Below are 11,584 nucleotides of genomic sequence, written 5' to 3' on the forward strand. Positions count from 1 at the left end.
TCAGTCGTCCTGGGCGAGGCGGGCCAGCAGCAGTGCCTCCGCCAGCACCGCTGCCTCCAGGTCCGGCACGGACTGGGACTCGTCCTCCGAGTGGGCATTGGTCAGGGGGTCCTCGACGCCGGTGACCACGACCTGGGCATCGGGGAAGGCCACCTGGAAGTCGGAGATGAAGGGGATGGATCCGCCCACACCGATGTTGACGGCGGGTACGCCCCAGGCCTCGCCGAGCGCCCAGTGGAGGTTCGCCGCGACCGCGGAGGTGAGGTCGGCGCGGTAGCCGGGCCCGTACTCGTTGGGGGTGACGGTGACCTCGGCCCCGAAGGGGACGTGGGACTCCAGGTGGGCGACGAGGGCGGCCATGGCCTCCTCGGGGTCGTGGCCGGGCACGGTGCGCATGGACAGCTTGAAGCGCGCCTCGGGCGCGATCGTGTTGGAGGCCTGGGCGACGGTGCGCGCGTCGAAGCCGATGACGTTGATGGAGGGTTTGGTCCACACCCGTGCCGCGAGGTCCCCGGTCCCCGCCAGGTGGAGTCCCTCCACGGTGCCCGCCGCCTCGCGGAACTCCTCCTCGGGCCAGATGACGTCGGCGGTCGACTCCCCGCCCAGGCCCGCCACGGCCACGTCCCCGGACTCGTCGTGGAGGGTGGCGATGAGGCGCGCGGCGACGGTGACGGCATCGAGGACGGGACCACCGAAGGCGCCGGAGTGCACTGCGTGGTCGAGCACCTTCACGTCCACGGTCGCGGTGCAGTTGCCGCGCAGCGTCGTGGTCATGGCCGGCTCCCCGACCTTCCAGTTGTTGGAGTCGGCCACGACAATGACGTCGGCGCTCAGGCGTTCGGCGTACGTGGTGAGGAAGTCACGGAACGAGGGCGACCCGACCTCCTCCTCACCCTCGATGAAGACGACCACGTTGACGCCCAGGTCCGTGCCCAGGGCGCGCAGCGCGCCCAGGTGCACGATGATCCCCGCACCGTCGTCGGAGGCGCCACGGCCGTAGATCCTCTCCCCCCGCACCTCGGCGACGAAGGGGTCCGAGGCCCACCGCGCGAGGTCACCCGTCGGCTGGACGTCGTGGTGGGCGTAGAGCAGCACCGTGGGCGCCCCCTCCACCGCACGGCTGCGCGCGACCACTGCGGGGCGTCCCGGGGTGCCGTCGGGGTTGGAGCCCCGCAGGCACTCGGCCTCCAGACCGGCAGCGGTGAGGCGGTCGCGCACGTGCTCGGCGGAGGCGAGGACGTCTGCGACGTGGTCCGGGTCCGAGGAGACCGACGGGATGGCCACCAGTTGTGCGAGCTCCTCGAGGAGCTCGGGGAAGATGCCCTCCACCCGGGCCCGGAGGTCCTGCGGTGTGGGGGTCGCGTGGTCACTGTTCAGGGCGGGGTTCGACATGCTCCCAGCCTAGTGCGGACCTCCCCCGCACCGGTGCCCGGGCGGCGTCGGTCCGGCGGTGTCGGATCCACTACCCTGTAGGGGTGTTCAGCCGCAAGAAGTCCGAGACACCGGAGAGCCCCGTGCAGGAGGCCTCCTCCCACAGCGACCCCACCGGGAAGAAGGGCCACGCCACGCCCACGCGCCGCGAGGCCGAGGCCAGGCGACACCAGCCCCTGGTCCCCGCGGACCGCAAGGAGGCCAAGCGTCAGGCCAAGATCCGGCGCGACGCCGCCTACCAGCGCCAGCAGGAGGCCCTCGTCACCGGCGACGAGCGCTACCTCCCCGTGCGCGACAAGGGCCGAGTGCGCCGCTACGCCCGCGACTGGGTGGACGCACGCTGGTCCTTCTCCGAGTTCGTCGTCCCGGTCATGCTGATCTTCCTGGTGGCCATGATGGCGGCCTCGTTCCTGCAGCGTTCCCCCGAGGTCGCCAACGCCGTCGTCCTGGGGATGACCTTCGTCTTCTACGGGCTGCTCATCGTCTCCGTCGTCGAGGGAGTCATCGTGTGGATGCGGTTGCGCAAGCGCATCCAGGAGCGCTACCCGGATGACGAGATCCCCCGCGGCACGTGGTTCTACGTCTACTCCCGCATGGTGATGGCGCGCCGGTGGCGCTCCCCCAAGCCCCAGGTCGACCGTGGGCAGTTCCCGCAGACGGGACCGCGGCGCTGATCCGTCCCAGGTTCCCCGCCGGGCCGTCGGGGCGCGCTGACCGCGGCCCGCTCCCGGTCCACCACTGACCCGGCTCCACACCACCTGGGGAGGACCCGGGTGTGGGCTCAGTGGCCCGCCAGTGCCCTGTTGACCCGCCCGGGCCAGGTGGCGCCCTCGAAGACGAAGGCGGTGAAGGCCTCCACCAGGTCCGCCCCTGCCTCGATCATGCGCATCGCGTCCTCGGCACTGGCGATCCCACCGGTTCCGATGAGCGTCTGCTCCTCACCCAGGTGCCGGGACACGAGGCGCACGACCTCCAGGGCCCGCGGGTTCAGCGGGCGTCCCGACACCCCGCCCTCGCCCAGGTCGTGGTCGATGGTGGTGTTCGTGGCGACGACCCCCTCCACCCCCAGCTCTCGGGTGAGTGCCACGACCTCCAGGATCTCGGCGTCACCCAGGTCCGGGGCGATCTTGACGAACAGGGGGATCCTCCGCACGACCCCTTCCTCGCAGCCACGCCGGGCGGCCTGGAGGACGGGCCGCAGGTGGTCCACCGCCTGGAGGTCCCGCAGACCGGGGGTGTTGGGCGAGGAGACGTTGACGACGACGAAGTCGACCCAGGGGGCCACTGCCCGCGCGCACACGCGGTAGTCCTCCGCGGCGTCCTCCTCCGGGGTCGTCTTGTTCTTGCCGATGTTGGCGCCCACCACGACGGCACGCCCGGCCCGCGTGGAGCGCAGCTCCCGCAGGTTGTCGACCATGTCCCCGACCCCGCGGTTGTTGAAGCCCATGCGGTTGCGCAGGCCGTCGGCGTCCATGAGCCGCCACAGGCGGGGTCGGTCGTTGCCCGGTTGTGGGCGGGGGGTGACGGTGCCGACCTCGACGAAGGCGAAACCGAGTGCCGCCATGCCCAGGACCGCGTCGGCGTCCTTGTCCATCCCCGCCGCCAGGCCCAGGCGGCCCGGCAGCACGCGCGTGCCGATGTGGGGCAGGCCCGCAGCCGGGGCGGGAGCGGGGTCCAGGTGCCCGATGGTGGCCCTCATGAGACCCCTCACCGGGGCGATGCGGCCGGCCACGGCGATCGCGGCGAGGGCGAGGTGGTGGGCGGCCTCGGGGTCGGTGCGGTGGATGAACGTCCGGTACAGCCACGGGTAGACAGGCATGCCCACAGAGTAGCGAGGCACCCCGGGTCCCCGCGCCGGGATCCCAGCAGCCCGGGCGGGCCCACCTCCCTCAGTCCCACCACACCCACCACGAGAGGCGTCCACCGCGTCCCTCGGGCAGGAACGGGAGGAGCTCGTCGGGATCCTGGGTGGCCGCGCCCAGGTCGAGTGCACACCTGAGCTCCTCCCACAGACGGCTCCGGCCCAGCGGGGTGGAGGACCCGCGCAGCACGGGAAGACCGCCGGTGGCGTGCCCCCCGGCACCGGCATGCGTGCCACCGGCTCCGAGCACCCCGGAGTGGACGACCATGCCGTCCAGGCTGACCCTCTCGTCCCACCGCGGGGGTGAGACGAGGTAGCCGGACAGCTCCACCTCCCCCGTCCACCGCACGGCGGCGCGCAGCATGTCCCGGCAGGGTGGTCCCCCGTTCTGCCGTTCGGCGAGGTTCCCCTCCGGCAGCAGCCCGAGGAGCGCCCGTGCCGCCTCCCCTCCCACCCCTGCGAAGCGGGCGAAGGAACTGCCACCCGCGTCCCCGTGGTCCAGGTGTGGTCCCAGCAGGGCGCTCACACCACTCTCCCGTGTCCACCCGGGTGCGCCGTGGAGCGACTCCCTCCGGGCCTGTCCCTGTGTCCTCGTCGCCATGTCCGTCCCTTCCCCTGCCGGTGACGGGACGCTCCTGCGTCCCGGGGACACGCTCACCCGTGCAGGTCCCCCGCGCACCCCGGACCACCCACATCTGTGGAGGGTGGCGGTCGTCACGCGCCCCTGTGGACAGTGCGGGGCCGGACCGGGAGCTGTGGACGGACGATAATGGCCGGGTGCTCATCCACCTCACAGATCCGGCGGATCCCCGTCTGGCCGACTACACCTCGATGACGGACGTCCGTCTCCGATCCGCCATGGAGCCCGAGCGTGGCCTCTACATGGCGGAGTCGCACAATGTCATCATGCGGGCCGTCGAGGCCGGTCACCGACCCCGTTCCTTCCTCATGGCACCCCGGTGGTTGGACCAGATGTCCCACCTCATCGAGGACTCCACGGGCTCTCCCGAGGGCGGTGAGGTCCCCGTCTTCGTCGCACCCGAGGAGATGCTGCGCGAGATCACCGGGTTCAGGCTCCACCGGGGTGCACTGGCCGCCATGCACCGCCCGCCCCTGGAGCCGGTCGCGGATGTGCTGGCCGGGGCGCGTGGGGGCAGGGGGGCCCGCAGGGTCGCCGTGCTCGAGGACCTGGTGGACCACACCAATGTCGGCGCGGCGTTCCGCTCCGCCGCGGCGCTGGGTGTGGACGCGGTGCTCGTGAGCCCCCGGTGCGCGGACCCGCTCTACCGACGGTCGGTGAGGGTCTCCATGGGCACCGTCTTCCAGGTCCCCTGGACCCGCATCCCGGAGTGGCCCACCGTGGGGGCGCTGCACGCGGCGGGGTTCACCGTGGCAGCCCTGGCCCTCTCCGAGGACTCGGTGCCCCTGGACGTCTTCGCCGCCTCACCCGCCTGCACCGACCCCGGTGCGCGCGTCGCCCTCGCACTGGGGACGGAGGGGGACGGTCTGACCCGCCACGCCATCGAGGCGGCGGACGTGGTGGTGCGCATCCCGATGGCCGGGGGCGTGGACTCCCTCAACGTGGCCGCGGCCTCCGCCGTGGCGTTCTGGGCGACCCGCGGCGTCGGCTCTGGCGACGTCCACCCACGTCCCTGACCACCCGCACGGGCCTCGGTGGCCGGTCGGGCGCACATGCGGTGCGGGTCGGTGGGTGGGTGGGCGCGCCCCTCAGGCTCCCTGTCGCTCCAGGTCCGCGACCACCTCGCCGATGTAGCGGGCGCAGTCCTCCCAGTCGGTGACGGCGTGGGTCGGGTACCCGGCGTCCTTGACCGGGTAGTCATTGCCGGCGGGGTCCAGGCGGTCTCCGATGAAGAGCATGTCGTGGGCGGGGATGCCGGTGACCTCGACGAGCTTGCCCATCCCGTAGGCCTTGTCGATGCCGCGTCGGGTGATGTCCACCGAGGTGGACCCGCCTCCCCTGACCTCCAGGTCCGGCACGTCCGCGGCGACGGCGTCACGCAGCGCGGTCTTCTTCACCCCGGTGGGGTCCCAGTTCCGCTTGGCCTCCAGCGGTGCCGCCTGCCCCAGCGCCGAGAAGGTGATCTGGGAGCCGCGGTCCTCGATGATGTCCCCCCAGGGGTGCTCCTCCCACAGACCGAGCTCGCGCGCGTGGCGCTCCAGCGACTCGATCGCCTGGGCACGCTCCTGCTCGGTGAGGTCGTGGGCGTAGACCTCCTGCCACTGGCCCCCGACGTGGCGGTAGTAGCGCGTCCCGCAGGTCGGCATGAGGTGGAGCCGGGAGAGCTCGCCCTCGTCGGCGTGGAGGTTGTCGAGGACCTGGGTGCGGAACTGACCCATCTGGCCACCGGAGATGATGCACACCTCCACGTGGTCGAGCAGGGCACACAGACGCTCGTCCATGAGCGGGGGCAGGGGCGACTTCGACGGCGCCAGGGTGTCGTCGAGGTCGAAGGCGACCATCCTGAGGGTCATGCGGAACCTTTCTCGCAGCATCCGCCGGAACGTTTCGACGATCCGGCCACAGGCAGGATAGTCGACCGTGTCACGTCACGGGAGCAGGTGGCCACCGCCCGGTGGGGGGTGAGGCGTCCCTGCACGTGGGATCGGCCACCCACGGCCCGCCGGTGTGGCAGGAAGCGCCCCCGGGTGCGCACAATGGGCCGTCAGGCGCACCGACGAGGACGCGTCCCCATCCACCCGACCGCGAGACGGTCCGTTCCGGAGGCCCACATGTCCACCCCCCACATCAACGCCGAGCCCGGGGACTTCGCCCCCGCCGTCCTCATGCCCGGTGACCCGCGTCGTGCCCAGCGCATCGCGGAGCAGCTCTTCGACGAACCCCGACTGGTCACCGACGTGCGCGGCATGCTCGGTTTCACCGGTGAGGTCGACGGTCGTCCCCTCTCCGTCATGGGATCGGGCATGGGCCAGCCCTCGGCGACGATCTACGTCACCGAGCTGTTCAAGTTCTTCGACGTCCAGCGCGTCATCCGCGTCGGCACCTGCGGGGGCATCGCCCCGGACGTGCACGTCGGTGACACGGTGGTGGCCCTGGGCGCCCACACCGACTCCAACATGAACCAGCAGCGCATCCCCGGGGTGAACTTCTCGGCCGTGGCCAGCTTCGAGCTGGCGCGCGCCGCCGTGGAGGCCGCGGGCCCCGAGGACCCGGTGCACGTGGGCACCATCATCTCCAAGGACCACTTCTACTTCGCCCCCGAGGGCCAGACGGAGCGCCTGGCCGACTACGGCGTGCTCGGTGTGGACATGGAGGCCGCCGCCATGTACGCGGTGGCCGCCCAGTTCTCCCGCCAGGCCCTCACGGTCCTCACCGTCTCCGACCACCTCTTCGACGCCTCCCAGAACATGAGTGCCGAGGAGCGGGAGACGAAGTTCCAGACCTCCCTGCGCCTCGCCGTGGCGGCCGCGCTGTCCTGATCCGCGCTGTCCTGATCCGCGCCGTACGGATCAGCGCCCTCCTGATCCGGTCCGACCGGGTGGGTGGGGTGGGGACGGGCGGGGCCTGCCCCGTTCCCTGCGGGTCCCGCCCCACCCCCGGGCGTCATTCGGCGGCGAGGCCCTCCAGCAGCGGCAGGCGTGCCGCACGCACGGAGGGGACCACCGCGGCGACGAGTCCCACGACCACGGTGAGGAGCACCATCACCGCGAGGGTCCCCCACGGGACGACCAGGGTGCTCAGACCCTGGTCACGGAAGACCGTGGGCAGGGCGGACGCCACGCCCACCCCCACCGCGACGCCCAGGATCGTGCCGAAGAGGGCCGTCATCACCGACTCGATGGTGATCACCCCCGCCATCTGCATCCGGCCCAACCCCACGATGCGCAGCAGTGCCACCTCCCGGGTGCGCTCGATGATGGAGAGCACCAGGGTGTTGACGATGCCGAGGACGGCGATGACGACGCTGAGGCCCAGGAGGGCGTAGATGACCGCCAACATGGAGTCGACCTGCTGGGACAGGGCGGACACCATCTGTTCGCTGTCCATCACCGAGAACACGTAGTACTGCCTGGCCACGTCGGTGAGCTGGCTGCGCAGGGCCGCGACGTCCCCGTCCCTGGCGGTGAAGTGGGCGGAGATGAAGTACGAGGAGGACTCGGGCACCACCTCCGCGAAGACGTCGGGGGTGAGGAGCACCCCCGTTCCGACCATGATCTGGCTGTCCACCACCGACCCGATGCGCACCTCCAACGGATGCTCCGCCGTCGAGGTCCTGATCGTCAGCTCGTCGCCGAGCTCCCACCCCTGGTCCTTGGCCACCGAGCGCAGGACCATGGCCTCCCCACGGTCGAAGGAGGCGAGGTCGCCCTCGTCCAGGGTCACTCCCACGGAGTGCTCGTAGAACTGCGTGGGTGCGGAGACGAGCACGACGTCACTCCCCTGGCCCGTCGCACCGGGGCCCGCGACCTTCCCGGCACCCCCGCGGAACTCGTCGAAGCTGGCCACGGCGGGCTGCTGCTCCATCTGCGTGACGGCCTCCTGGGGGGCCACCGCTCCACTGGCGGTCTGGACCACCAGGTCGGACCTGAGGTCGGAGTCGACCAGGTCCGAGATCGAGGCCCGGGTGGAGGCGGCGAGCACGCCGGATGCCGCGACCAGCACCATGCCGATCATCAGGGCCCCCGCCGTGGAGGCGGTCCTGCGCGGGTTGCGCACGACATTGCCCACCGCGATGCGCCCGAGCGGGCGCAGGAAGTGGGAGAAGGGCCAGCCCAGCACGGGCACGACCCAGCGGGCGAGGACGGGTGCCACCACGAGCACGCCGAGCACCAGCACTGCGGCACCCACACCCAGGATCGTGCCCGCGTGGTCGACCGCGGAACCGTCGGCGGTGCGACGCAGGGCCGACCACACCACTCCTGCGCCACCGGCGACCACCAGGACCCCTCCCAGCAGGCCGCGCAGGAGCAGGCCCTTCTCGGTGGGTCGCTGGGGACGCATGGCCTCCACGGGTGCCGCGGTGGCGGCGCGGCGTCCCGGGATGGCAGCCGACACGAGGGACACGGCGATGCCGACGGCGAAGGAGATCACCACGGTCTGCCAGGTCAGGGCGATGCCGGACCCGATCTCCATGCCGAAGTGCTCCAGGACGGCGGCGATCGCACTGGCGATGCCGACCCCCAGGCCCACACCCAGGGCGGACCCCAGGATCCCGATCACCAGGGCCTGGGCGAGCACGGAGACCATGACCTGCGTGGGACTCGCTCCCACGGCGCGCAGCATGGCGAACTCCCGCATCCTCTCGTGGATGCTCATGGAGAACGTGTTGGTCACCAGGAACGCCCCGACGAACAGGGACACGGAGGCGAAGACCAGCAGGAAGGTCTGGACGAAGCCGAGGATCTGGTCCACGGAGTCGCGGGACTCCTCGCGCACGGTGTCACCGGTGACGGCCTCCACCCCGGAGGTGTCGGCCCGGTCCGCGTGGGTGCCCAGCCAGTCCTGTAGGTTCTCGCGCAGCTGCTCCTCGCTGGTCCCCCCATCGGCGTAGACGGAGATGGTGGAGACGGTCCCGTGGGGGGCGTAGAGGCGGTCGGCCAGGTCCTGGGTGAGTCCGACGATCAGCGCGCCCGCCGTGGCCGCGGGGAATGACGCGGTGCCCACCACGCGGACCTCCAGGAGCCCCTCGGTGGTGACGATCTTGGTCGTGTCCCCCACCCCCAGACCAGCCTGGCGGGCTGCGCGGTCCTCGAGGAGGATCTCGTCGTCGGAGTGCGGGAACCGCCCGGCGGAGGGGGTGAAGGTGGGGACGTCGCTGCGCGCGATGACGCCCAGGGTGGGGGCACCGGAGGTGGTGACGGCGGTCCCGTCGCTCCCCACCAGGACGAGGGTGCCCGAGGCCTCGGCCACTGCGGTCGCGACTCCCGGCACGTCCGCGACCTCCTCGGCCAGGGAGGCCGGGATCTCGGGGCGCGTGCCGGCGGTGTCGGTGTCGGCCGAGCCGGGCGTGGAGGACCGCAGGTAGGCGTCGGCGTCCGCAGCCGCATCCACGATGCCGTTGAAGGTGTCCGCCAGCACCGCGCGCAGGGAGAACGTCCCCGCGACGAACCCGACTCCGAGGGCCACGGCGAGGACGGCCAGCAGGAAGCGCCCCAGGCGTGCCCGGATGCCGCGCAGGGAGACGCGGATCATCGCTGCTCCCCACCGACACCGGGTCCTGCACCCGTGGTGGGCGCCCCCTCGTCACCGCTCGCACCGCTGCCGGCCGGCCCCGCACCGTGCCCGGCGGACGGGTCGCCCACCGCCGGCTCGGGCGCAGGCCCGGATGCAGGCNATCGAGGCGGCGGACGTGGTGGTGCGCATCCCGATGGCCGGGGGCGTGGACTCCCTCAACGTGGCCGCGGCCTCCGCCGTGGCGTTCTGGGCGACCCGCGGCGTCGGCTCTGGCGACGTCCACCCACGTCCCTGACCACCCGCACGGGCCTCGGTGGCCGGTCGGGCGCACATGCGGTGCGGGTCGGTGGGTGGGTGGGCGCGCCCCTCAGGCTCCCTGTCGCTCCAGGTCCGCGACCACCTCGCCGATGTAGCGGGCGCAGTCCTCCCAGTCGGTGACGGCGTGGGTCGGGTACCCGGCGTCCTTGACCGGGTAGTCATTGCCGGCGGGGTCCAGGCGGTCTCCGATGAAGAGCATGTCGTGGGCGGGGATGCCGGTGACCTCGACGAGCTTGCCCATCCCGTAGGCCTTGTCGATGCCGCGTCGGGTGATGTCCACCGAGGTGGACCCGCCTCCCCTGACCTCCAGGTCCGGCACGTCCGCGGCGACGGCGTCACGCAGCGCGGTCTTCTTCACCCCGGTGGGGTCCCAGTTCCGCTTGGCCTCCAGCGGTGCCGCCTGCCCCAGCGCCGAGAAGGTGATCTGGGAGCCGCGGTCCTCGATGATGTCCCCCCAGGGGTGCTCCTCCCACAGACCGAGCTCGCGCGCGTGGCGCTCCAGCGACTCGATCGCCTGGGCACGCTCCTGCTCGGTGAGGTCGTGGGCGTAGACCTCCTGCCACTGGCCCCCGACGTGGCGGTAGTAGCGCGTCCCGCAGGTCGGCATGAGGTGGAGCCGGGAGAGCTCGCCCTCGTCGGCGTGGAGGTTGTCGAGGACCTGGGTGCGGAACTGACCCATCTGGCCACCGGAGATGATGCACACCTCCACGTGGTCGAGCAGGGCACACAGACGCTCGTCCATGAGCGGGGGCAGGGGCGACTTCGACGGCGCCAGGGTGTCGTCGAGGTCGAAGGCGACCATCCTGAGGGTCATGCGGAACCTTTCTCGCAGCATCCGCCGGAACGTTTCGACGATCCGGCCACAGGCAGGATAGTCGACCGTGTCACGTCACGGGAGCAGGTGGCCACCGCCCGGTGGGGGGTGAGGCGTCCCTGCACGTGGGATCGGCCACCCACGGCCCGCCGGTGTGGCAGGAAGCGCCCCCGGGTGCGCACAATGGGCCGTCAGGCGCACCGACGAGGACGCGTCCCCATCCACCCGACCGCGAGACGGTCCGTTCCGGAGGCCCACATGTCCACCCCCCACATCAACGCCGAGCCCGGGGACTTCGCCCCCGCCGTCCTCATGCCCGGTGACCCGCGTCGTGCCCAGCGCATCGCGGAGCAGCTCTTCGACGAACCCCGACTGGTCACCGACGTGCGCGGCATGCTCGGTTTCACCGGTGAGGTCGACGGTCGTCCCCTCTCCGTCATGGGATCGGGCATGGGCCAGCCCTCGGCGACGATCTACGTCACCGAGCTGTTCAAGTTCTTCGACGTCCAGCGCGTCATCCGCGTCGGCACCTGCGGGGGCATCGCCCCGGACGTGCACGTCGGTGACACGGTGGTGGCCCTGGGCGCCCACACCGACTCCAACATGAACCAGCAGCGCATCCCCGGGGTGAACTTCTCGGCCGTGGCCAGCTTCGAGCTGGCGCGCGCCGCCGTGGAGGCCGCGGGCCCCGAGGACCCGGTGCACGTGGGCACCATCATCTCCAAGGACCACTTCTACTTCGCCCCCGAGGGCCAGACGGAGCGCCTGGCCGACTACGGCGTGCTCGGTGTGGACATGGAGGCCGCCGCCATGTACGCGGTGGCCGCCCAGTTCTCCCGCCAGGCCCTCACGGTCCTCACCGTCTCCGACCACCTCTTCGACGCCTCCCAGAACATGAGTGCCGAGGAGCGGGAGACGAAGTTCCAGACCTCCCTGCGCCTCGCCGTGGCGGCCGCGCTGTCCTGATCCGCGCTGTCCTGATCCGCGCCGTACGGATCAGCGCCCT

At 71.8% G+C, this 11,584-nt stretch carries 10 protein-coding genes and 1 pseudogene; 5 read left to right on the forward strand and 6 right to left on the reverse strand.

The genetic code is table 11. The annotated features are described in order from the left end of the window. Positions 1 to 1,392 (reverse strand): M20/M25/M40 family metallo-hydrolase, encoded by a 1,392-nt coding sequence (locus BQ9890_RS04755; RefSeq protein ID WP_075889766.1) that lies wholly within the window; start codon positions 1,390 to 1,392, stop codon positions 1 to 3. An 83-nt stretch (positions 1,393 to 1,475) separates the two neighbouring features. Between BQ9890_RS04755 and BQ9890_RS04760 the strand changes: the two genes are divergently transcribed. Beyond that, a complete protein-coding gene (locus BQ9890_RS04760) occupies positions 1,476 to 2,105 on the forward strand; it encodes a DUF3043 domain-containing protein (RefSeq protein WP_075889768.1) in 630 nt (209 codons plus the stop codon). Between the two features lie 107 nt (positions 2,106 to 2,212). Here the strand turns inward: BQ9890_RS04760 and BQ9890_RS04765 are convergent, their stop codons facing one another. Together BQ9890_RS04765 and BQ9890_RS04770 are read right to left on the reverse strand one after the other, a co-directional pair. After that, the gene (locus BQ9890_RS04765; protein ID WP_075889770.1) at positions 2,213 to 3,250 is read right to left on the reverse strand and encodes a quinone-dependent dihydroorotate dehydrogenase; all 1,038 of its coding nucleotides are present in this window, start codon (positions 3,248 to 3,250) and stop codon (positions 2,213 to 2,215) included. A gap of 70 nt (positions 3,251 to 3,320) precedes the next feature. After that, positions 3,321 to 3,893, reverse strand: a complete 573-nt coding sequence (locus BQ9890_RS04770) for a hypothetical protein (protein WP_075889772.1) — start codon at positions 3,891 to 3,893, stop codon at positions 3,321 to 3,323. 176 nt (positions 3,894 to 4,069) lie between these two features. Between BQ9890_RS04770 and BQ9890_RS04775 the strand changes: the two genes are divergently transcribed. Further along, a complete protein-coding gene (locus BQ9890_RS04775; protein WP_075889774.1) occupies positions 4,070 to 4,948 on the forward strand; it encodes a TrmH family RNA methyltransferase in 879 nt (292 codons plus the stop codon). Between the two features lie 72 nt (positions 4,949 to 5,020). Here BQ9890_RS04775 and BQ9890_RS04780 read toward each other — a convergent pair whose 3' ends face one another. Then, complete coding sequence (locus BQ9890_RS04780) at positions 5,021 to 5,785, reverse strand: HAD-IIB family hydrolase (RefSeq protein WP_075889776.1); 765 nt, start codon at positions 5,783 to 5,785, stop codon at positions 5,021 to 5,023. A gap of 258 nt (positions 5,786 to 6,043) precedes the next feature. Here BQ9890_RS04780 and deoD (BQ9890_RS04785) point away from each other — a divergent pair, with 258 nt between their 5' ends. Next, positions 6,044 to 6,751: a purine-nucleoside phosphorylase gene (gene deoD / locus BQ9890_RS04785; protein WP_075889778.1), complete on the forward strand. Its 708-nt coding sequence runs from the start codon at positions 6,044 to 6,046 to the stop codon at positions 6,749 to 6,751. Between the two features lie 124 nt (positions 6,752 to 6,875). Here the strand turns inward: deoD (BQ9890_RS04785) and BQ9890_RS04790 are convergent, their stop codons facing one another. Beyond that, complete coding sequence (locus BQ9890_RS04790; RefSeq protein WP_075889780.1) at positions 6,876 to 9,464, reverse strand: ABC transporter permease; 2,589 nt, start codon at positions 9,462 to 9,464, stop codon at positions 6,876 to 6,878. A gap of 136 nt (positions 9,465 to 9,600) precedes the next feature. Here BQ9890_RS04790 and BQ9890_RS16695 point away from each other — a divergent pair. Continuing rightward, a pseudogene (locus BQ9890_RS16695) lies at positions 9,601 to 9,741 on the forward strand (TrmH family RNA methyltransferase); the annotation flags it as partial. Between the two features lie 72 nt (positions 9,742 to 9,813). On the opposite strand, the gene BQ9890_RS04800 reads toward BQ9890_RS16695, so the two are convergent. After that, positions 9,814 to 10,578 carry an HAD-IIB family hydrolase gene (locus BQ9890_RS04800; RefSeq protein WP_075889776.1) on the reverse strand — a complete coding sequence of 255 codons (765 nt, stop codon included), beginning with the start codon at positions 10,576 to 10,578 and terminating at the stop codon, positions 9,814 to 9,816. A gap of 258 nt (positions 10,579 to 10,836) precedes the next feature. On the opposite strand from BQ9890_RS04800, the gene deoD (BQ9890_RS04805) reads away from it, so the two are divergent. Continuing rightward, positions 10,837 to 11,544 (forward strand): purine-nucleoside phosphorylase, encoded by a 708-nt coding sequence (deoD, locus tag BQ9890_RS04805; RefSeq protein ID WP_075889778.1) that lies wholly within the window; start codon positions 10,837 to 10,839, stop codon positions 11,542 to 11,544. The last annotated feature ends 40 nt before the right edge of the window (positions 11,545 to 11,584 follow it).

The sequence above is a fragment of the Actinomyces provencensis genome, assembly GCF_900155435.1.
GTDB classification, from domain to species: Bacteria; Actinomycetota; Actinomycetes; order Actinomycetales; family Actinomycetaceae; genus Pauljensenia; species Pauljensenia provencensis.